We start from the raw sequence: 21,246 nt of genomic DNA, 5'->3' as shown, positions 1-21,246 counted from the left end.
CAAGTTAGCCAAAGAAAGTCTCCACAACGCACCCTTGCAGTTGTTGATCAAAGAAGGGGGTGTTTTTACCACTGGATTGCATGGTTTCTGCGGTCACTTGCCACTTAAGATTGGGATCAACCACTACCGCGCCGCCAATATCTTCATATTGGATGCTAATACCCGCAATTCGTGCCGGATTAAGACAAATTTTATCCACCAGCTGTTCCAAGGTAAGCACCTCATCGCTTACCAGCTGACAGGCCAGTGCCATAAAAGTGTCAAAGTTCGAAATGCCCGGTGTACTTTCAGAAAATGGAGCTTTTTTTGCGGTGCTGTTTAGCGGTTCATGATGACTACAAATCGCATCAATGGTACCGTCTTTAAGCCCGCGGCGTAGTGCTTGCTGATCAGTATTACTACGCAGTGGCGGTAACACATAGGCCATAGCGTTAAAGCCTTCTAAGTTATCATCGGTTAAATACAACTGATGCATGGCCACATCACAAGTGACCGGTAGACCTTTGTCCTTTGCCCAGCGCATCAACTCCACCGAAGACTTGCAGGATAGTTGGCTAAAGTGTGCGGCTATGCCAGTCTCTTCAACCATCAACAGCTGAGTCGATAATGCTACGGTCTCAGCAATCCACGGAATACCTTGCAGACCATGATATGAAGCAATATAACCTTCATGCACGACCCCATCACTAGATAGGCTGGGTTCATCAGGATAAAAGAATACTTTCATACCAAAGGTTGCCGCATACTCTAATGTCCGTAGCAGCGCCATATCATTAACAAAAGGCTGGCGAGCGTTAGAGACCGCAATACAGCCCCCTTTTTTTAGCCCAGCAATATTGGAGGGGCGCTCGCCCTCTAGCCCAGCGGTTAACGCACCAAGGATATGCAAATAAATACCACCATCCTCAAGTGCTCGTTCACGCAAACCTTTAAGTAGCGAACCATTTTCTAAAATAGGATTGGTATCGGGTGGAATAACAACATGCAAAAAACCATTAGCACGCGCAGCATGACCTTCTGAGGCGAGTGTTCCGTGCTGTTGTTGCCCGGGTTCACGTAGACGGGCGCACAAATCAACCAGTGGCGGTAGCAGCCACATTTCACGTCCAGCCTCAAGGTTTGCCAGTTTATCTGTTGCAGCACTTGGTAGTGAATCTTTGAATATTTTGGGAAGTAAATCAATCATCTGCGCATCAGGGGCTTTAACATTGGTCATAGAGGTTATTACCGTATCAATAAAAATTAATTAAATAACATAGCAAGGAGGGGCAAGCTAAAAACAAGATAAATAGGTCGCCTGCAAAATAAATTCGCTGACGTAATCAGCGTTTTTATGATTTCAGCGCTGGTTATCCCTTCCTAGCTGCTTGATGCGCGCGTTGCCCTTGCATCGCCAGTGCCAATACCGCCATACGAATAGCGACACCATTATTTACCTGCTTCAAGATCACTGACTGCGCCCCATCAGCGACACTTGAAGCAATCTCAACGCCCCGGTTCATCGGCCCTGGGTGCATAACCAGCGCATCCGGCTTCGCCAGCGCTACCCGCTCAGGTGTAATACCATAATGCTTATAATATTCACTCGATGAGGCTAGAAGTGGCGAGCCAATGCGCTCATTTTGTATTCTTAACCCCATAATGACATCACAGTCGGTCACACAGCGGTTCATATCTTCATACACTTGTACCCCAAAGCGTTCAATACCTTTGGGTAGTAAAGTACGTGGCGCAATAACGCGAATGTCCTTTACTCCTAGTGTTTGGAGAGCGCTAATGTCTGAACGCGCTACCCGTGAATGCTTAATATCCCCAATGATAGCGACTGACAACTCTTCAAAAGGACGCGGGGCTTCACGGTGAATAGTCAACATATCGAGCATCGCTTGGGTCGGATGGGCATGCCAACCATCACCGCCATTGATAATAGCAATGTTTGGTGTCACCTCAGTGGCCATAAAATGTGCCGCCCCTGACGCTGAATGCCTTACTACAAAAATATCGGCGGTCATTGCCTGTAAGTTCCATAGCGTATCGCGTAGGCTTTCGCCTTTTTTGGTGCTAGAACGCTCAATATCAATGTTGAGCACGTTAGCACCCAAGCGTTTTTCTGCCACCTCAAAGGTAGTTCGCGTTCGCGTTGATGGCTCAAAAAATAGGTTCATTACCGTACAACCGTCAAGCTCAGGGCTGTTAATCAATTGACCACTATCATCAAAAAAAGTCTCTGCCTTAGCAATAATAGCTTGCAGCTGAGCCTTATTAAGCCCTTCTACGCCCAAAAAGTGACGGATACTGCCGTCGCTATTTAACTGCGGACGGCTTAGCGAGGTATTTAACTTTTGATGAATGGTCTCAGGATCGAACTTAGCATATTCAGACGACGATACCGTATTTGTTGAACGGCTATTTATAGAGTTTGACATAATGGCACATCTTTATTGTTGGTTTATATGAATTTAATTTATATTACATAGACAATAATTGCTCATTCATTTATAACTATGAGCACAGATACAGGGACATTTTGCCGCTTATTTGCTACACTTTACCGCAATGGCACCCGTAGTATAAACAGACTTAGCAGCCTTGTTAGCTATTATAAGTTACATACTAACCATAGTATCTATATTAACTATAATGAGCAATAAGCGTTATCAAGCTATGAATAACAACAAATATAGTGTAGCTGATTTTATGACCAGGACAAAGATACCGTACAAGCCATTTAAATATTTGCCAATTTAGTCGTTTATTGCGCGTTTGGTTTCATTTACTAAGTATTTTTTTTGACGTTAATCGTCCTTTTGACCTCAACTGTCTCTTTAATTTTTGATCCCATTTTTTATTAGGAAGCATTATGACGACCTTAGCAAACTACCTAAACGACCACGCAACCAATCCTGCGGTCAGCGACGTAATTACTAGCATTACTGACGTCGGCAAAACGATTTCACAGTTACTTAGAAAAGGCGCATTGGCTGATATCTTAGGTGAAGCAGGCAATCAGAACGTCCAAGGCGAAGAACAAAAAAAGCTCGATGTCCTTGCCAACGATTTACTTTTAGATGCTTTGGCACAAAATTCACATTGCGCGGGTGTCGCCTCAGAAGAGCTGGATAATGCTACCTCTGCCAATGCTGATGGCAGTCTATTAGTACTATTCGATCCACTCGACGGCTCATCAAATATTGATATTAATATGGCAGTAGGAACCATATTCTCTATTCTACCTTATCAGCATCAAGGTCACGATAGTGAGAATAGTGATTTTTTACAGGCTGGTAATCAACAGCTGGCAGCAGGTTATTTATTATACGGCACCTCTACAGTACTAGCGTTGACGGTGGCTGATAATGTGGTCATGTTTAGCCTAGATCCAGACAGCGGCGACTATGTGTTGATAGAAGACAACGTTCAAATTGATGCTGACACCAGTGAATACGCTATTAATGGCTCAAACTATCGTTACTGGCGTGCACCTATGCAACAATATATTGATGAGCTAATTGCTGGTAAAGATGGCGTGCGCGGTCGCGACTTTAATACCCGCTGGGTAGCGGCAATGGTAGGTGATGTGCATCGCATCTTATGTCGCGGAGGTCTATTCACTTATCCTTTCGATACCAAACATGCCAATAAAGCGGGTAAATTACGCTTAATGTATGAGGCCAATCCAATGAGCTTGCTAATTGAGCGTGCTGGTGGCGTAGCAACTGACGCCGTTAGTCGTATCCTTGATATCGAGCCAACGGACATTCATCAGCGCGTTCCTGTGGTACTCGGTAGTAAAAACGAAGTCAATTATGTGAAAGACTTACACTTACAGCATGCTGATAAGTAAGATTGGCTTTTGATAATGTGTTCTGGCTTTTAAGCTTGTCTGTATTTTAACTCTATCTTTACTTTGAAGCAGTCTACTATGACATCAAATACTACCGAACTGATCACCTCAGATAAAAACCAAACGGTAAAGCTGGCGAAAGCTTTATTGACCCAAGCTCGCCAGCGTAAGAAACAAGGGCAAACGATACTTGAAGGAGCCCACCTAATTGATGCCGCCCTACGTAGCGACTATCCGTTCCTTCAAATATTACTAGCGGAATCAGCGCATACGCATGTCGAAGTGCAGCAGATTTTAACCCGTCTGCCCACTTACACTTCCGTTTTAATCTTGTCTGACGCGCTATATCAAAGTATCCGTAGCCTAGGTACGGGTATTGATATCATGGCGATTATTCATATACCCATGCCACACTTATCAGCGATTAATAGCGACTGCCTCATTCTCAATGATGTACAAGACAGCGGTAATGTTGGAACACTATTGCGAACCGCAGCAGCCGTCGGCATCAGCACGGTATTATGTACCAGTGCTACGGCACAGGCATGGTCACCAAAGACTTTACGCGCTGGCATGGGTGCGCAATTTGCGCTGAATATTTATGAAAATCTCAGCGTAACAGCTGTCCTCGATTGTGTTGAAGTACCGTTATTGGCAACCAGTTCACATACGGACACTTTGATTTATGAGTATGATTTGCGCTCGCCTGTCGCTTGGATTATGGGTCATGAAGGTCAAGGCGTTTGCGAGGAGCTCATGCAATGCGCTACCCCTATCGCCCTTCCCCAACCTAATGGTCAAGAAAGCCTCAATGTCGCAATTGCCGGGTCACTTTGTCTGTATGAGACATTGCGTCAGCGCCATTATAGTTAAAGTACACGCATCTTTTAAACCTAAAAAATCCCGCAATCATCGATAGCGGGATTTTTTTAATCATCGATTTAGTGATAATTAAATCTTGCTAGTTAGCTCAGGTAACGCATCAAACAAGTCAGCTTCTAAGAAGTAATCAGCCACACTTGCAATTGGCGCTTCTGGATCGTTGTTGATAGCAACGATCACTTTAGAGTCTTTCATACCTGCTAAATGCTGAATAGCGCCTGAGATACCGGCTGCAATATATAAGTCTGGTGCAACGATTTTACCTGTTTGACCGACCTGCATATCATTTGGTACATAGCCTGCATCAACGGCAGCACGTGATGCACCAACAGCAGCACCAAGTTTATCGGCTAATGGCTCGATATATTTAGTGAAGTTTTCACCGTTTGCTAAGGCGCGACCACCAGAAACAACAATACCGGCTGAGGTCAATTCAGGACGGTCAGATTTTGCCATTTCTTCATTAACAAAACTTGATTTACCAGAATCTTGTACATTATCGATAGTCTCAATAGATGCTGAGCCGCCCTCAGCTGCTACTGGATCAAAGGCAGTAGTACGTACGGTTAAGACGATTTTATCTTCTGTGGTCTTAACTGTTGCGGTAGCGTTACCAGCATAGATAGGACGGTCGAACGTTTGAGCATCGATTACTGCTGTAATTTCTGACAACATGCTCACGTCAAGTAACGCAGCCGCACGTGGCATAAAGTTTTTGCCCGTTGTTGTACCTGGCGCAATAATATGGCTGTAATCAGTTGAACCACCAGCGATATCAGCAACCAACAGCGCGATGTTTTCTGCCATTTGGTGCTCATAGACGGCATTATCTACTAGTAGTACTTTGGTGACGCCTTCTGCTTTAGCTGCTTCATCAGCAACCGCTTGGTTACCACTACCAGCAACTAATACATGAATATCATCGCCCATTTGCTTGGCGGCAGCGATAGTATTTAAAGTTGCCTTTTTTAGACTGGCATTGTCATGTTCTGCATATACCAAAATTGCCATGGTTTTTATCCTTTATTTATTCGTATCATCGATTCGTGTGGTCATTTATTCGCATAACTAATATTCGCGTAACCCTGTATGCGAATAGCTTCTAAAATGTAGGCTTGAGGGTTTGATAAACCCTTACAAACCCGAGCAAAAAACTAGATTACTTTTGCTTCATTTCTTAGCTTGTCGACCAACTCATCAACTGAACCCACTTTGATACCCGCTTTACGCTCAGCAGGTGGCACGACTTTGACAATCTCTTGCTTAGAGGCCATATCAACACCAAAATCTGATGGCGCTTTTTCATCAAGCTGCTTTTTCTTGGCTTTCATGATGTTAGGCAATTTAGCGTAACGTGGCTCATTTAAACGTAAGTCAGTAGTGATGATCGCAGGAAGAGTCAGGGCAAGCGTTTGCAAACCGCCATCAACTTCACGAGTAACATTTACCTTATCGCCTTCGACCTTGACTTCTGAAGCAAAGGTACCTTGACCGACACCCATGAACGCTGCCAGCATCTGACCGGTTTGGTTGTTGTCATCATCGATAGCTTGTTTACCCAATAAGACAATATCAGCACTTTCTTGCTCAGCGATACTTTTTAGGATTTTGGCTACTTGTAACGGATATGGCTTATCGTCAGTTTTTACTAAAATACCGCGATCAGCACCTAATGCTAAGGCTGCACGGATTTGCTCTTGTGATTCTTTTGGGCCTATTGAGGCTACAATAATCTCATCAATCACACCCGCTTCTTTTAGACGTACTGCTTCTTCTACCGCAATTTCATCGAAAGGGTTAATTGACATTTTGGTATTGGATAAATCCACACCAGAGTTATCAGCTTTTACACGAACTTTGACGTTATAATCAATGACACGCTTGACCGCTACTAATGCTTTCATACGTTCCTCGTTTGTTAATGTTATGAATTAAAAAGTTGTAAACTAAGAACCCTTGGTTCATTGTCGTTCAAAATTTTACTTGAAGGCCGCCACTTGAAGATTGTAACTTAGTTAACAGAGAACTGTTTGTAACATACTATCAACTAATACCAAACAATCAATAGCAGAACAAATTATACTTTTATAACAATAGACGCTAACTGATCCTGCTGAATCCAAGCCCGCCATTATTTATTAGACTTATCTATCTTGCGTGAGCCCACCGATAAGGTCAAGACAACGCCGTGAATAATGCGTCATAAATTTGTCACCCTTCTTTAAAAAATGACATCTCAGCCTATAAACTCATCATTTTCTTTGATTTATTACTCTAACCTTCCCACCTTTATAGCATTGTTAGGTCTTTGTTTACTTAACGCTTTGTTGTTATTTATTATAGTTATCCATCCTACGAAGAATCTTTGATGGGTCTAATTAAAAGCTCACTATCACGAATATCATCAAATAAGGTCCAATCTGGCGTTGCTTCATTATTTTTAATCACACTCATATCACCAGTGGTTTCCATGATAACCGCAAACACTTCAGTCTTCGATTTTAAGCCGTTCTTCCGCAGCACTTCTTGTACATCGCTAGTACTTAGATTGGCTTCTTTTAGATTGTCCCAGAAGTATTCACCATGTGCCATCAAGATAATAGGTCGGTTATCAAGTAAGGCTTTTATAGGTTTGACTCTACGTCTGATCATTGAGATTAGTGCTTGTAACATAAATAACAGACCAACAGCAAGCAGACCTTGGAGCAGTGACGGTGAGTCGGATGTTACCGTTGATGCTAAGATACTACCGATAGCTATGGTCATCGCAAAGTCATAACTTGAGAGCTTTGAGAAACTACGTAGACCCACAATACGGGTAAATAATATCAAGCAAAAGTAGAATCCTATAACGGATAAAGAGATACCAAGAACTTGTTACCAGTCTATTGCAAACCACGATTCCCACTTCATAGTATTACCTTATTGCATTGTGTTATTTGTAATCGTGTTCTTTATAATTGCTAAATTGGTGTTTATTACTGAATGAGGTATTCAGCCATTTAATTAAAAATTAGCCCAGAGCTAGCTCAGAATTATAAGCTTATTTTTTGACAAAAAAAAGCAACCCGATAAGAGGCTGCTTTTAGTATACAATCTAAACAATATTTTTGTTGCGTTAACAACATACCGATCTAAGTATCTGTATATCTTCTAGCAGTAAGGTCGACTAATAAATCAGCCACACTTAGCAGCAGTTAAGATTAGATAGCTTCGATTTGCTCAGCTTGTGGGCCTTTTTTGCCATCACCTAAGATGAAAGACACTTTTTGGCCTTCAGCTAGGGTTTTGAAACCGCCACCTTGGATAGCGCTGTAGTGAGCGAATACGTCTTGTCCGCCATTGTCTTGAGCGATAAAACCAAAACCTTTAGCTTCATTAAACCACTTTACAGTGCCTTCAACTTTATCTGACATAAATTTTCCTAACTCTTTAACTGTTGGCGAGACGTGTGTCATCACCGATTAATTGATATATACTCATCTAATCTGTGAGCATATGCTCAGAACGAATAGGCAATTCACGTTTATAGTGTCTCACTGTTTCCCTCTCAAATTCTATGAGTACAAATTTAGTATAGCAGCTTTTCTTACCAACAGCAGATTAAATTATATAGTTTTGTAAATATTTAGTTGGTTAAGGGTAACCACGGAGAGCCCAACACTAATAGACATAACGCAAAAAATATCAATGAGAACGACTGGTTATAAGCAATGTATTTGGACGGTATAACCAAATCCTTGGGAGAGTCTGGAATACCTTTACGCTTGAGCAAGCGTGTACCGTAGACCCAACCAAAGATAGTATAGATTCCGTATGCGGCAGGAACAGCAGTGGCTAATGGCGTCAAGTCAATCACATACAACATCATTACAGAGACGAAGAACCAAGCTGTGTCTAATAAGGAGCTAATTTGAAAGAATGGCGATTTGGGTAGCTTGCCATCAGTGCGCTTGAGCATTTCTCCTTCTATCCAAATGAGGACGGCAACTATAGCGCTGAGGACAATATATGCGAACTGCGGCGTCAGCCAGTCTGGAAAAGATATTTGCACAACACACAACCTGTAATCTAAGAATAAGAAAAAATAAATGTAGCATCAGCCAGCCAATCAAGTGCTATGCCGCATTTATATATTAGGCAGTTGACACTGCTTTTCAAGCCAAATACTAAATATGGACCAAAATCCATTCCCCCGACCGACCCACAGAATATTTAATTATAAAAAAACCCATGCCATCAAATCGATAACATGGGTAATAAATGTTCTTTAGCGTCATTAATTAATACTTTATAACAGCTCAAAAGCTAATAAATAACGATTTAGTTCTTTTCTTTATCGATAATTTTGTTGCCACCGATCCAAGGCATCATGCCGCGTAGCTTAGCGCCTGTAAGTTCAATCTCATGCTCAGCGTTGTTACGACGACGAGCAGTCATTGATGGATAGTTAGTCGCACCTTCAGTAATGAACATTTTAGCGTATTCGCCAGACTGGATACGCTTAAGCGCGTTACGCATGGCTTCACGTGATTGCTCATTGATAATTTCAGGACCAGTAACATACTCGCCATACTCAGCGTTGTTACTGATTGAGTAGTTCATATCAGCGATACCGCCTTCATACATCAAGTCAACGATAAGCTTTAGTTCATGCAAGCACTCAAAGTAGGCCATTTCTGGCGCATAACCGGCTTCTGTTAGGGTTTCAAAACCCATTTTAACTAGCTCAACAGCGCCGCCACAAAGTACCGCTTGCTCACCGAAAAGATCGGTTTCTGTTTCATCTTTAAAGGTCGTTTCAATAATACCTGAACGACCACCACCAACACCGGCAGCATAAGATAGCGCCAACTGCTTGGCTTGACCTGAGGCGTCTTGATAGATTGCGATAAGATCAGGAATACCGCCACCTTTAACGAATTCTGAGCGAACGGTATGACCTGGTGCTTTAGGAGCAATCATAATCACGTCAAGATCTGAGCGCGGTACTACTTGATTATAATGAATCGCAAAACCATGAGCAAAAGCAAGCGTTGCACCTTCTTTAATATTAGGCTCAATCACATCATTATAAAGCTCTTTTTGGAATTCATCAGGGGTCAAAATCATGACCACGTCAGCCGCTTTTACTGCATCCTTTGCTTCAGCAACTTTTAGGCCCGCATTTTCAGCTTTTTTCCATGAGGTTGAGTTAGCACGTAGGCCAACAATCACATCAACGCCAGATTCTTGTAGATTTAGTGCGTGTGCATGACCTTGTGAGCCGTAACCAATAATGGCAACTTTCTTGCCTTGGATGATAGATAGATCACAGTCTTTGTCATAAAAAACGTTCATAAGTAGAGTCCTTTTCCTCAATCATGGATAGCCATGGGCAGTAAACGCTTATATCACAACTATTATATTAAAATAGTTTGATATATAAGCATGATGTTAGGTTTTAGATAAATAAGCTTTATATAGAGTTAATCTCAATGGCTTACATACTTTTGATCTCTTAAATACTGGCAATTGCTTAAATGCTTTCAATTTCTCAAATGATAGAGACAACCGCAAATATTATACGCTTAGCGTTTTTTCACCGCGGGCAATACCGATTACACCTGAACGTACCACTTCTAAGGTACGTTCACGACCAATGACATCAATAAAGCCGTCAAGCTTATCCGTATCACCGACGATTTGGATAGTATATATATTGGCATTAACGTCCACAATTTGTGCACGAAAGATATCAGCGCTACGCTTAATCTCTTCACGTACGTTGCCAGTAGCGCGAACTTTGATCAGCATTAATTCACGCTCGACGTGTACGGTATCAGATAAGTTCAGAACTTTGACCACTTCAATCAACTTATGCAATTGCTTGGTGATTTGCTCAATCTTTTCAGGTGACGTGATGGTGGTCAGCGTCAAGCGTGAAATCGTCGGATCGTCTGTTGGTGCGACGTTTAGTGTTTCAATATTATAACCGCGCTGGGAGAACAAGCCGACTAACCGCGACAACGACCCCGCTTCGTTTTCCATCAAGACCGAAATCAGATGTTGTTGTTGCATTAGGTACGCTCCCCTTTTGATAACCACATATCACGCATCGTTTGCCCAGCGATTTGCATCGGATACACATGCTCATTACGATCAACATAAACGTCAATAAATACTAGCTTGTCTTTCATTGCCATCGCTTCAGCAATCTGTGCTTCCATAGTCTCAGGGTCGGTGATTTTGATCCCGACGTGACCATAACTTTCGGCTAATTTCACAAAGTCTGGTAGCGAATCCATATAAGACTGCGCGTGACGGCCTTCATACAGCATGTCCTGCCACTGCTTAACCATACCCAGCTGCGCATTGTTTATGTTTAAGATCTTGACCGGTAGATTGTATTGTAAACAGGTTGACAGCTCTTGAATATTCATCTGAATAGAGCCTTCCCCGGTGATACAAACCACATCGCGATCAGGATTGGCAAGCTTAGCCGCCATTGCATACGGCAAACCAACGCCCATAGTACCAAGCCCGCCCGAGTTAAGCCATTGTCCTGGTTCTTTGTAGGTGTAATAGAGTGCAGCAAACATTTGATGTTGACCGACGTCACTGGTGATAATAGCATCGCCATTGGTCACTTTGCATAGGGTTTGTACTGCGCTCTGCGGCTTGATGCCATTGTCGGTACTGGTGTCATAACGCAAACCATGACGCTTACGCCATTCATTAATTTGTGACCACCAATCTAATAAGGCATGCTGCTCTAGCTCTTTATCTTCACCGATAATCTCTAACATATCTGTCAGTACCGACTTTATATCACCAACGATAGGAATATGAGCAAAGATAGTTTTAGAGATAGAGGTGGGATCAATATCGATATGAATAATGGTCGCGTCAGGACAGAATTTTTTAACGTTATTGGTCACGCGGTCATCAAAACGGGCGCCGACTGCCAAAATGACGTCCGCATGATGCATACTCATGTTGGCCTCATAGGTGCCATGCATACCCAGCATACCCAAGAACTGACTGTCAGAGCCAGGAAAAGTACCTAGCCCCATCAAAGTATTGGTCACAGGTAAATTTAATCGATGACCAAGCTCAGTCAACTCTTTATGAGCTTTACTCCAAATGACACCACCACCTGCATAAACTACCGGGCGTTTCGCTGCGAGTAAAGTCTCCACCGCTTTTTTTATTTGTCCGCTATGGCCTTTAATCGAAGGCTGATAAGAGCGTACGAACACCTCTTTTGGATATTCATAAGCGTATTTTTCGCTAGGCGCGGTCATGTCTTTAGGAACGTCGATAACCACAGGACCCGGACGACCAGCCTTGGCAATATAGAATGCTTTTTTGACAATCATCGGAATTTCACTGGCATGACGTACTTGAAAACTGTGTTTAACGATCGGACGAGATACCCCAATCATATCGGTTTCTTGGAAAGCGTCTTCACCGATTAAGCTACTCGGTACCTGACCGGCAATCACCACCATCGGCACTGAATCCATAAAGGCAGTGGCAATAGCAGTAACTGTATTGGTCGCGCCAGGGCCAGAAGTCGCTAGCACCACGCCGGTATCACCGGTAACCCGTGAGTAAGCATCTGCCATATGACCGGCTGCTTGTTCATGACGCACTAAGATATGCTCAATTTGATCCTGCTGAAACAAAGCATCATAGATATGAAGAACAGCACCGCCTGGGTAGCCAAAAATGTATTTGACCCCTTCATCAGTCAATGCTTGCACCAGCATCTCAGCACCTGATAGCATTACTGGTTGATCGCTATTTTCAGCGAGCTTTTGCTGCTTTTCAGGGAAATTTTTGGCGGCATTGCCCGTTTGGGTATGTCCGGTCATGTTCGGACTTTGTGTAGTCTGTGTCACTGTCATCACCTTTATTTTGCGGCGCGGACTGATATTATTTTATAGTAGTAAACAGCAACGCTTTAGCGTATCTGTTTACTACTTATAAAAACAATCTCTAGCCCTTGTCCATAACAAGAATGTTTGCCCACTATGCCAAAGTACAGCTGCTCGATAAGATAGACAGCAGGCTACTTGAACATAGCAATTTGTAGGGTCAGCTTTGTGACAGGAGGTTATCGATATACTATGACAAGATGCAAATGCATCTATAAAAGAAGCTTATTACTTGCTAGAAATGTGAGCTATCGTTGCTTATAAACGCGGTGGTATAGAATGACAGGACAAACATCAAAGCTAATGCCAAACCATACGGCACGCTTATCAAGAAGTGACCAGAAGTCAGCACGTTATATCGTGCTTTCTATTAGCGTAATATTACAACAGATATTATATTTAACACATTTAAAATAATAAGTTTATCTTAGTCATTGTAGACAGATAAGTCCGGAGACAATAAACACAGTCACTAATAGCTATTATTATAACTACTATACGTGCTGTACCATTGTCACAAAGTAAATAAAACTATCTAAGCTACCGATAAGCAACCCGTAGTCATTATTTTCAAGTGCCACGGCAATATCATAAATGCCGCTCACTGACCAATCAACTGCTATTATATTCGATGGTTTGAGGGCTATTGTCAAGAAAAACTTCTAACACCCACCCCTAACTATTGGTTATTAAATAATATACATTAATAAGATTTTTTTGCTAAAATCAAATGCCACTGTATTGGTAAGCGTATTAACAGACCGATATGATGTTTTTATATAAACACCCACACTTATTTTTTATCCATTAAAAGGATTGCTACTATGCCGTCTGCGTCTATGATAAATACCACGACCAAGCTGCTTGTTAGTATCGTTGCCGCGTGTATGCTAATGCTATCTATGAATGCGAGTCACGCTATTCAAGTTTATAAGTCCATTGGAGCGCATGGTGAGGTTAAGTACAGCCAACATGCGCCACAAAACGGCAAAAATATCGAAGTCATTGAGTTTCGTAGCGATGGCAGGCAAACCAATGTAGGACAATTGGCGGGCAAAACGGATATCAACCAAGAGGATAATACCCAGAGCGCAGAAGAACAGCGAGTCGCACAATTAGAGGCGCGCATTAAAGATCAAGAAGCACAAGCGAATGCTCAGCGTTGTCAATCGCTACGTAATAACTTAACCAACCTCAATGTTGGTGGCCGTATCTATGAGATGGATGACAGCGGTAAACGTGAATATCTCGATGGTCGCGAAATTGAGCTTAAGCGTGAGCGGGTCCAGCAAGCAATCAGTCAATACTGTGGCAGCACTGCTACCTAGTCTTTTTTCACCTAAGCCTAAAGCTATTTTGCTTAGGCTTGGCTAGTTATAATCAGTAATTAATTCCATCATATGGCGAATGGCAAGGGGCATGTCTTGTGCTTGCAAGCCTCGCTGTCCAATCAATAGCGATACGTTGTCATCACCGTGACGAAGTGGTCGATTAATCAGCGCATCTCCTGCCAGTCCATGAATAAGGACCGCTTGGTGTAAACCATGCGATTCATCTTTCAAATCTTGCTGTGCTAATAAACCAGCAGTCACACCCGATAATACATCGCCCATGCCAGCCGTTGCCATGCCGGCATTACCAGTGCCACAGATGTATACTTGCTGTTGCTCTAATACTTGTTCTAGTACTAAAGAGCCCGCCCCTTTTAACACCCAATCGCCACCATACGTCGTCGCGCATTTTTTGATAGCCTCTAATCTATCGTCTTCTACTTCACTTATCTTTTTATCAAGCAATCTAGCGGCCTCACCACTATGAGGCGTCAAACAAACTTGGTGCTCAGTACTGTATTTTCGCAGCTGAGTCACCAGTTCATGATTCTCAACTTGCAACGACGCTAAATGGTAAAGACCATCGGCATCTATGACTAGAGGCTTACCCTGTACTATCGCAGCTTGAATATAGCTGATAAATAAAGCTTTTGCTTTTTTATCCCGACCCAGCCCCATGCCAATAGCAACGATACTAGCGTCTTCAATTAACGGTTTAACCCCATTTTCATCATGCAAATTAATAGTCATAGCGTCCGGTAGCGAAGTCAATAACGCCCCGTGAAAGGCTTCATGACAAGCAACGGTAATCTTGCCCGCTCCTGTCGCCATCGCACTGGAGGCAGATAATATTGCAGCTCCACCCATACCTTGTGATCCATCAACCCGATTTCCTCCAATGATTAAGACATGGCCATAGCTGCCTTTATAGCTATTCTGTCGGCGCGCAGATAGTTTATGTGCAGTGTTAAGTAACGTAGCAACTGGCATCAACGCTTGATTAGTCGTTTGATAGGGTATCAGCGGTATATCGAGCACTTCTCCGCTATAGTCCATGCCGTCTTTGGTATGTAGACCAAATTTACGTGCAATCAGACATAAGGTCACATCGGCCTGTATCGCTATACACTCGAAGACTTGACCTGTGGATGCGACGAGACCACTTGGAATGTCAACGGCGACCACCAGTGTCTCAGACGACTTATCTTGCTTAGTAACACGATTAAAAGTATTGATTGCTTGCTCATAAACGCCTTCTGGCGCACGATCTAGGCCAATACCAAACAGCGCATCAACATAAACGTCAGCTTGCAAGGCTGCATCTTTATGATTGTTTTGGCTGTAGGCACCATCTTCAAATCGCTGATAAGGACAGTTAGCAGATATCGCCAGCTGTTGAGCCTTTTTCGCGTCAGATACGGAGCCTTGTTCATTTTTATTATTTTTATTAAAACTACTTTCACCAAACGCATTTTTATCAAAGCCGACGGTTATGATTTGTACCTGCCAGCCTGCTTGCTGCAAATAATAGGCAATCAGCCAACCATCACCGCCATTATTACCTTGTCCTACCCAAATGCTAACTTGCCGCTGTCGATTATTACTCTGTTGAGTCGGGCTCGTACCTGATAAATGAGAGAAACAATATTTTCGAGCATGCAGCTGTTCGATATACTGTGCCATTTGCCAAGCAGCTTGTTGCATTAGCCCAAAGCTATCATGACCTTTTGCAAACCATGCTTGCTCCATCGTATAGAGCTGCTCGCTGCTATATAGTGCGATAGGCCTCGTTGTCTGTGACAAAAGTAAAGTAGATGGCGCTTGCATGGTTGACCCTCGGTTATTCTTCTACCAATTTGTAAGTTAATTTCTGTTAACTTACACTTTATTAACTCCTGTAAGCTTAGCAAAACCTTACCTAGCCTTATGTATCAATCTTATATATCACCCTATATAGCAAGGACAATGTTTATTTATTTTATTTTAAGCTTGCGCTATTAGCCAACTGGCTTATCATAATGATATTCACGCCATCATTTACTGTTATATATGAATACTAAATCTCGAGTAGCTATGTCATCTAACAAAGCCAAACAGCCTTCATCAACGCTTAGTAACGCATCAAAAGAAAATATCACGGTCAATAATACGCCGACCTTTGCGACGACAACAGAGGTAAAACGATGGATTAAAACCCAAGCGCAAGCCTTAGGATTTGCTGATTGCGGCTTTTTATCGGTGCATCATCCTTTGTTTATTAAGCAGATGGAACAGCTACAACGCTGGCTAGATAAAGGTTATGAAGGGCAATTACAGTTCATGCATAACAATCATGATCTACGTGCTCATCCTGAAAAGTTGGTAGAGGGAGCAAAAACCATCATAAGTGTCCGCATGGATTATCTCACTCAAGCACCGACACCGCGAACAGTCGCCGACAATGCTCGTCCTAACCATGGGATCATTGCCCGTTATGCACGCGGGCGTGATTATCATAAAACTATGCGGGGTCGTCTAAAAAAATTAGCGCTACAGATAGAAGCCATGCTACCTGAGTGGCAGCATTTAGATATTGGTGCTGAGACAGATTTTATTTTCCGACCGTTTAGCGACTCTGCTCCTATCTTTGAACGTCCCATAGCCGACGCAGCAGGACTTGGCTGGACAGGCAAACATACCTTATTGCTTAACAAACAAGCCGGCTCATTCTTTGTGCTAGGCGAGCTATTTATGAGTCTTGAGCTGCCCGATGATGAGCCGGTAGAGGCGCACTGTGGCAGTTGCAGCGCCTGTATTGATATTTGCCCTACTCAAGCGATTGTCGCGCCCCATGAGCTTAATGCAGCTGCCTGTATCTCTTATCTTACTATAGAACACGAAGGTTCAATTGATACTAAATATCGCCGCGCCATTGGTAACCGCGTATTTGGCTGTGATGACTGTCAGCTTATTTGCCCATGGAACCGCTATGCCCAGCTGACGGTAGTCGATGACTTTGCACCTAGACATCAGCTTGATAACAGCAGCTTGCTTGAATTGTGGCAATGGCAGGAGGCAGATTTCTTGCAAAAGACCCAAGGCAGTCCACTCAGACGTACAGGTTACGTCAACTTTTTGCGCAATATCACTATTGGTTTGGGTAACGCCGGTGCCAGTACCGATATCATCATGCAATTACAGTCTAAATTAGGTATTCATGGCGACATGCTTGATGAACATATTGACTGGGCAATTAATGAACAACAAAACAAATTGAACAATAGCTCTTTGTGAGTTAAACATCTAAAAAATGCAAAAAAAACGCCCTTTAAATTATAAAAGGCGTTTTTCTATGTTTATCGTTCTATGCTAAGTAGAATAACTATTGAAAATATAGCTCATTAAAGCCACCGCTTTAATAATATTACGGCTTGGGGATACGTAATACTTGACCAGGATAGATTTTATCTGGATCAGAAAGCATAGGCTTATTGGCTTCATATATACTCATATAATCACTAGATGAACCATAGACGTCTTTAGCAATTTTAGACAAGCTATCGCCTGATTTTACAGTATACATAGTGGATTCAGGAGCATCTTCTTCAATATCGATATTATCGATTACTTTAGCAACGTTCTGCACGTTACCAATAGCAATGATGGCTTTTTCACGGTCGGCCTGAGTTTTAGCATTACCGCTGATTTCTGCGGTATCCGTTGAACCGTTATATTTAACTTTCAAGTTACTAATGTTAAGATTCTGCTGTTGAATACGGCGTAAAAGAAGGCTAGCAACCGACTGAGCAGAAGGTTCATTGTCTTTTACTTGCGTATTTGCATCTGCTTTGGTTTCTGCTTTAGCATCATTTTTTTCATCATCACGATTAAAAATCTTGTCACCAATGTCTTTTGCAAAACTGAACATTCCCATATGTAAATTCCTTGAAGTATGGTTATTAGTTATTGATGGTTATTAGTTATTGATGTTTATTATTTATCGAAATAACAATCAGATATTTTTGAAAGTGATTTCAATAACAGCTTCATTGCTACCGAGCATAAGTATAACAAAGACACTCTGCTTGCATAGCTTTGCATAGTAAGAGTATGTTGAATAATGTTAAATTCACATGGCTTATGTAAATAGAATTCGGATAAAGTTATTTATAATTGAAAACAGTCCTACAGTATTCATAGCTAAAGACAGTATTACAGAATTTTCCTACAGACAGGCACAAAAAAACCGCTTACCCTGACGGGTAGGCGGTTTAGCAAAATCTGCTAAAACAACAGCTACTTATAGCTGAGCTTGTACATAATCAATTGCTTTTTGCACGGTGGTCAATTCTGCTGAATCTTCGTCAGGAATAGTAATGCCAAAATCACTTTCAAATGACATAACCAGTTCAACTAGGTCTAATGAATCAGCACCTAGATCTTCCATAAATGAAGCTTCGTTGTTAATGTCTTCAACATTCATGCCCAATTGCTCAGCTACTGCAGATTTTACTCTTAACTCGGTATCATTACTCATATAGACTTCTCCTTTTTCATCTATCATTTTTTAAAAAATTGTCATAATGCTATTTTTTACGCTTACGGCATTATATATAAGATGGCACTTATCAAATCAGTGTTACCGATTTAGTACCCTATAACACGTTATACGTTTTGTCTAATGTTCGATAAAGCCCTATTATCATACAGGGCTTTGACATAAAAGTATCCGTTATTATAGCACCATTTATTAGAGTTTACACTCGTTCACACAAATTTTTATTATAAGTATGTAATGACTTTTTTTGAATTACATATATATTCCACCATTGACGGGAAGAACAGCTCCAGTGATATAGCTGGCCTCATCACTCGCCAAGAATAGTACCGCAGCAGCAATGTCTTCTGGCTGACCGAGACGGTTAATAGGGACTGCATCTAGCATAGAATTTAGCAGGCGCTCATCAAGATCATCAGTCATATCTGTTTCGATTAAGCCTGGGGCGACACAGTTAATGGTCACTTGCCGTGACCCAATTTCGCGCGCAAGTGTACGACTGAAACCTTCGACCCCAGCTTTGGTGGCCGCATAATTAGACTGTCCAGCATTACCCATCTGTGCAACTACAGAACTAATATTAATGATACGTCCACGGCGAGCTTTCATCATACCGCGAACGGCGCGTTTGCTCATCCGATACACCGATGTCAGATTGGTATCAACAACATTTTCCCAGTCATCATCTTTCATGCGCATCAACAGACCATCCTGAGTAATACCCGCATTATTCACCAACACTTGCACGGTACCGTAAACACTTTCAATCTCTTCGAACAGCTTATCAATTTGCGCGCTATCACGCACGTCTAGAACACGACCAATACCGCCGGAGTCATGTAGATAGCCATCGATAAGCGTTGCACCTTTTTCAGTGGTCGCGGTACCGATGACGAAATGGCCCTCTTTAGCAAAGCGTTTGGCGACTGCTTTGCCAATACCACGGCTGGCGCCAGTGACTAAAGTAATCGTTCTACTCATGATAATACCTCTATTAGTTTATCTAGGCGAGCAGGCTTGTCTACCGGATAACTGGCAATAGGTTGCGCTTGACGTTTGGCCAGATTGCTCAGTACATTACCACTGCCGCATTCAATTAGGACGTTAATTTGTTTATCAGCCAGCTCCTGCATGGTCTGTGACCATAACACAGGCTCGCTTAGCTGCTCGGTCAGTGCCTGCTTGATACCTTGAATACTGGTCTCAACTCGGGCATTGCAGTTTTGAATAACAGGAATATTAGCTTGATTAAATTTAATCGCTGCTAATGCTTCAGCCAGTGCACTAGCTGCTGGACGCATCAATGCACAATGTGAGGGCACACTGACCTTTAGAGGAATGGCCTTTTTGCCGGTATTCTGTACTTTGTCAATCACGGCAGTAACGCCAGCAGCATTACCCGATACTACAACCTGACCTGGGCTGTTGAAGTTCGCCGCTCCAACAACTGCCCCATCGACATGCTCAGTCGCCTGCTCACACAAAGTCTCAACGCGATGATCCTCTAGACCTAATACTGCTGCCATAGCCGTATCAACACCCTCAACTGCCTGTTGCATCAGCTGACCACGCTTATGTACCAGGCGTACCGCATCAGCAAGAGAGATCACACCAGCAGCACAAAGGGCACTATATTCACCCAAAGAGTGACCGGCCAAAAAACAAGGCTTTTTATCCATTTTTTCTTGCAAAATACGCCAAATGGCGATGCTAGCAGTCAATAATGCGGGCTGGGTATACTGAGTCTGGTTCAGCTGTTCTTCATTTTGACAGATTGCCCATAAGTCCTCACCAAGCGCAGCACTAGCCTCAGTAAAGGTATCGTGAATTTGCGGGTAGAGTTCAGCAAGCTCGGTAGTCATACCGACCACTTGAGACCCTTGTCCAGGAAAGATAACTGCGATGCGAGTTGACTGTGTTGTTGTCATATTGGTTGCAGATGCCATAGCCAATATTCCTTATGTAATTGGAAATATCCCTAAAATGAATGAGGGCGTTATTCTAAAATTAGACGCTATTTTGAAAATTTATTCTCAGATGCTATTTTAACAAGTCATCAATCATAGCTGATTAATAGCAAACTATACACTGATGCATACTATTATTATAGAGGATGAGAAAACGAAGCTTATATTTGTATAGCAAAACGCTACTCATGCTACAACTGATTTTTGTACGGTTGAACAATCTTAACACTAGAGCTAAAAATACGGCGTGAGCCAAATAACACATAACAAAAAGCCAAGTTATCCGACCACAAAATATGTGATAGCGACATAACTTGGCTTTTGTTAACTCAATGCTTATTGCTTAATGATATTTGTAAGGAATTATCATAGTTAGTATGGCCACTACTATAATTCTGCATCAACTATCATATAACCAATAGATTAAGCCTCTTGACTGACTTTAAACAACTGACGACCACGATAAAAACCATCTTTAGTCATATGATGACGACGATGTTTTTCACCAGTGGTGGCATCTACGCTGAGCTCAGCTACAGTCATGTGGTGATGTGAACGGCGCATGTCACGACGTGAACGGCTTTTGCGGCTTTTTTGAACGGCCATGATATAGCTCCTATACTTAAAGGGATAAGCTTAAAATTCAGCTTTCATCGATACTGACAGAGGCTATATAATCACAACAACCTAAGTCTTACGCATCATTAATAAATAGTTTGCCACGTGCATTAAATTACTGGCTGAGTCTAAAATCTATAGATAA

The 21,246-nt window shown here is 42.3% G+C and carries 20 protein-coding genes; 4 read left to right on the top strand and 16 right to left on the bottom strand.

Features of this window, described 5'->3' with window-relative positions; all coding sequences use genetic code 11:
* Nucleotides 1-4 precede the first annotated feature (4 nt).
* Nucleotides 5-1,186, bottom strand: coding sequence for a dihydroorotase (locus tag U1P77_RS01085; protein WP_414479056.1), 1,182 nt, complete (start codon nt 1,184-1,186; stop codon nt 5-7).
* Nucleotides 1,187-1,349: 163 nt separating this feature from the next.
* Complete coding sequence (locus U1P77_RS01080) at nt 1,350-2,426, bottom strand: aspartate carbamoyltransferase catalytic subunit (protein WP_321155607.1); 1,077 nt, start codon at nt 2,424-2,426, stop codon at nt 1,350-1,352.
* Nucleotides 2,427-2,860: 434 nt separating this feature from the next.
* Between U1P77_RS01080 and U1P77_RS01075 the strand changes: the two genes are divergently transcribed.
* Entirely contained in the window at nt 2,861-3,844 is a 984-nt protein-coding gene (locus tag U1P77_RS01075; RefSeq protein ID WP_321155606.1) for a class 1 fructose-bisphosphatase, read from the top strand.
* Between the two features lie 78 nt (nt 3,845-3,922).
* Nucleotides 3,923-4,717 (top strand): TrmH family RNA methyltransferase, encoded by a 795-nt coding sequence (locus tag U1P77_RS01070; protein WP_321155605.1) that lies wholly within the window; start codon nt 3,923-3,925, stop codon nt 4,715-4,717.
* A gap of 78 nt (nt 4,718-4,795) precedes the next feature.
* On the opposite strand, the gene U1P77_RS01065 is transcribed toward U1P77_RS01070, so the two are convergent.
* The 8 genes from U1P77_RS01065 to U1P77_RS01030 form a co-directional block, all read right to left on the bottom strand.
* Complete coding sequence (locus tag U1P77_RS01065; protein ID WP_321155604.1) at nt 4,796-5,737, bottom strand: electron transfer flavoprotein subunit alpha/FixB family protein; 942 nt, start codon at nt 5,735-5,737, stop codon at nt 4,796-4,798.
* A 143-nt stretch (nt 5,738-5,880) separates the two neighbouring features.
* Nucleotides 5,881-6,630 (bottom strand): electron transfer flavoprotein subunit beta/FixA family protein, encoded by a 750-nt coding sequence (locus U1P77_RS01060; RefSeq protein WP_321155603.1) that lies wholly within the window; start codon nt 6,628-6,630, stop codon nt 5,881-5,883.
* A gap of 448 nt (nt 6,631-7,078) precedes the next feature.
* The gene (locus U1P77_RS01055; RefSeq protein ID WP_321155602.1) at nt 7,079-7,558 is read right to left on the bottom strand and encodes a DUF421 domain-containing protein; all 480 of its coding nucleotides are present in this window, start codon (nt 7,556-7,558) and stop codon (nt 7,079-7,081) included.
* A gap of 371 nt (nt 7,559-7,929) precedes the next feature.
* Nucleotides 7,930-8,142 (bottom strand): cold-shock protein, encoded by a 213-nt coding sequence (locus tag U1P77_RS01050; RefSeq protein ID WP_010196799.1) that lies wholly within the window; start codon nt 8,140-8,142, stop codon nt 7,930-7,932.
* A gap of 212 nt (nt 8,143-8,354) precedes the next feature.
* On the bottom strand, nt 8,355-8,780 hold the full coding sequence (locus U1P77_RS01045; RefSeq protein ID WP_321155601.1) for a hypothetical protein: 426 nt from the start codon (nt 8,778-8,780) through the stop codon (nt 8,355-8,357).
* A 269-nt stretch (nt 8,781-9,049) separates the two neighbouring features.
* Nucleotides 9,050-10,066 carry a ketol-acid reductoisomerase gene (gene ilvC, locus U1P77_RS01040; RefSeq protein WP_201556547.1) on the bottom strand — a complete coding sequence of 339 codons (1,017 nt, stop codon included), beginning with the start codon at nt 10,064-10,066 and terminating at the stop codon, nt 9,050-9,052.
* A gap of 222 nt (nt 10,067-10,288) precedes the next feature.
* A complete protein-coding gene (ilvN, locus tag U1P77_RS01035) occupies nt 10,289-10,786 on the bottom strand; it encodes an acetolactate synthase small subunit (RefSeq protein ID WP_321155600.1) in 498 nt (165 codons plus the stop codon).
* Complete coding sequence (locus U1P77_RS01030; protein ID WP_321156575.1) at nt 10,786-12,498, bottom strand: acetolactate synthase 3 large subunit; 1,713 nt, start codon at nt 12,496-12,498, stop codon at nt 10,786-10,788. The genes ilvN and U1P77_RS01030 overlap by 1 nt, the downstream gene beginning before the upstream one ends.
* Before the next feature lie 974 nt (nt 12,499-13,472).
* Between U1P77_RS01030 and U1P77_RS01025 the strand changes: the two genes are divergently transcribed.
* On the top strand, nt 13,473-13,976 hold the full coding sequence (locus tag U1P77_RS01025) for a DUF4124 domain-containing protein (RefSeq protein ID WP_321155599.1): 504 nt from the start codon (nt 13,473-13,475) through the stop codon (nt 13,974-13,976).
* Nucleotides 13,977-14,018: 42 nt separating this feature from the next.
* Here the strand turns inward: U1P77_RS01025 and U1P77_RS01020 are convergent, their stop codons facing one another.
* On the bottom strand, nt 14,019-15,806 hold the full coding sequence (locus U1P77_RS01020; RefSeq protein WP_321155598.1) for an NAD(P)H-hydrate dehydratase: 1,788 nt from the start codon (nt 15,804-15,806) through the stop codon (nt 14,019-14,021).
* A gap of 246 nt (nt 15,807-16,052) precedes the next feature.
* On the opposite strand from U1P77_RS01020, the gene queG reads away from it, so the two are divergent.
* Entirely contained in the window at nt 16,053-17,252 is a 1,200-nt protein-coding gene (queG, locus tag U1P77_RS01015) for a tRNA epoxyqueuosine(34) reductase QueG (RefSeq protein ID WP_414479026.1), read from the top strand.
* Between the two features lie 130 nt (nt 17,253-17,382).
* Here queG and lysM read toward each other — a convergent pair whose 3' ends face one another.
* The 5 genes from lysM to rpmF form a co-directional block, all read right to left on the bottom strand.
* Complete coding sequence (gene lysM / locus U1P77_RS01010) at nt 17,383-17,892, bottom strand: peptidoglycan-binding protein LysM (RefSeq protein ID WP_321155596.1); 510 nt, start codon at nt 17,890-17,892, stop codon at nt 17,383-17,385.
* A 366-nt stretch (nt 17,893-18,258) separates the two neighbouring features.
* Nucleotides 18,259-18,495 carry an acyl carrier protein gene (acpP, locus tag U1P77_RS01005; protein ID WP_201556541.1) on the bottom strand — a complete coding sequence of 79 codons (237 nt, stop codon included), beginning with the start codon at nt 18,493-18,495 and terminating at the stop codon, nt 18,259-18,261.
* Between the two features lie 273 nt (nt 18,496-18,768).
* The gene (fabG, locus tag U1P77_RS01000; protein WP_414479025.1) at nt 18,769-19,497 is read right to left on the bottom strand and encodes a 3-oxoacyl-ACP reductase FabG; all 729 of its coding nucleotides are present in this window, start codon (nt 19,495-19,497) and stop codon (nt 18,769-18,771) included.
* A complete protein-coding gene (gene fabD, locus U1P77_RS00995; protein ID WP_321155595.1) occupies nt 19,494-20,462 on the bottom strand; it encodes an ACP S-malonyltransferase in 969 nt (322 codons plus the stop codon). Before fabD ends, fabG begins: the two co-directional genes overlap by 4 nt.
* A gap of 444 nt (nt 20,463-20,906) precedes the next feature.
* Nucleotides 20,907-21,089 carry a 50S ribosomal protein L32 gene (gene rpmF, locus U1P77_RS00990; RefSeq protein WP_062533653.1) on the bottom strand — a complete coding sequence of 61 codons (183 nt, stop codon included), beginning with the start codon at nt 21,087-21,089 and terminating at the stop codon, nt 20,907-20,909.
* Nucleotides 21,090-21,246 lie beyond the last annotated feature (157 nt).

Origin of the sequence: Psychrobacter sp. LV10R520-6, from assembly GCF_900182925.1 — a bacterium.
Lineage (GTDB): Bacteria > Pseudomonadota > Gammaproteobacteria > Pseudomonadales > Moraxellaceae > Psychrobacter.
This window is presented reverse-complemented; position numbering and strand designations above follow the sequence as displayed.

Bases quoted from the DNA above. Each gene is read 5' to 3' on its own strand.
- U1P77_RS01085 (WP_414479056.1), bottom strand. From the start codon at position 1,186: ATGATTGATTTACTTCCCAAAATATTCAAAGATTCACTACCAAGTGCT.
- U1P77_RS01080 (WP_321155607.1), bottom strand. From the start codon at position 2,426: ATGTCAAACTCTATAAATAGCCGTTCAACAAATACGGTATCGTCGTCT.
- U1P77_RS01075 (WP_321155606.1), top strand. From the start codon at position 2,861: ATGACGACCTTAGCAAACTACCTAAACGACCACGCAACCAATCCTGCG.
- U1P77_RS01070 (WP_321155605.1), top strand. From the start codon at position 3,923: ATGACATCAAATACTACCGAACTGATCACCTCAGATAAAAACCAAACG.
- U1P77_RS01065 (WP_321155604.1), bottom strand. From the start codon at position 5,737: ATGGCAATTTTGGTATATGCAGAACATGACAATGCCAGTCTAAAAAAG.
- U1P77_RS01060 (WP_321155603.1), bottom strand. From the start codon at position 6,630: ATGAAAGCATTAGTAGCGGTCAAGCGTGTCATTGATTATAACGTCAAA.
- U1P77_RS01050 (WP_010196799.1), bottom strand. From the start codon at position 8,142: ATGTCAGATAAAGTTGAAGGCACTGTAAAGTGGTTTAATGAAGCTAAA.
- ilvC (WP_201556547.1), bottom strand. From the start codon at position 10,066: ATGAACGTTTTTTATGACAAAGACTGTGATCTATCTATCATCCAAGGC.
- ilvN (WP_321155600.1), bottom strand. From the start codon at position 10,786: ATGCAACAACAACATCTGATTTCGGTCTTGATGGAAAACGAAGCGGGG.
- U1P77_RS01030 (WP_321156575.1), bottom strand. From the start codon at position 12,498: ATGCTATCAGGTGCTGAGATGCTGGTGCAAGCATTGACTGATGAAGGG.
- U1P77_RS01025 (WP_321155599.1), top strand. From the start codon at position 13,473: ATGCCGTCTGCGTCTATGATAAATACCACGACCAAGCTGCTTGTTAGT.
- U1P77_RS01020 (WP_321155598.1), bottom strand. From the start codon at position 15,806: ATGCAAGCGCCATCTACTTTACTTTTGTCACAGACAACGAGGCCTATC.
- queG (WP_414479026.1), top strand. From the start codon at position 16,053: ATGTCATCTAACAAAGCCAAACAGCCTTCATCAACGCTTAGTAACGCA.
- lysM (WP_321155596.1), bottom strand. From the start codon at position 17,892: ATGGGAATGTTCAGTTTTGCAAAAGACATTGGTGACAAGATTTTTAAT.
- acpP (WP_201556541.1), bottom strand. From the start codon at position 18,495: ATGAGTAATGATACCGAGTTAAGAGTAAAATCTGCAGTAGCTGAGCAA.
- fabG (WP_414479025.1), bottom strand. From the start codon at position 19,497: ATGAGTAGAACGATTACTTTAGTCACTGGCGCCAGCCGTGGTATTGGC.
- fabD (WP_321155595.1), bottom strand. From the start codon at position 20,462: ATGGCATCTGCAACCAATATGACAACAACACAGTCAACTCGCATCGCA.
- rpmF (WP_062533653.1), bottom strand. From the start codon at position 21,089: ATGGCCGTTCAAAAAAGCCGCAAAAGCCGTTCACGTCGTGACATGCGC.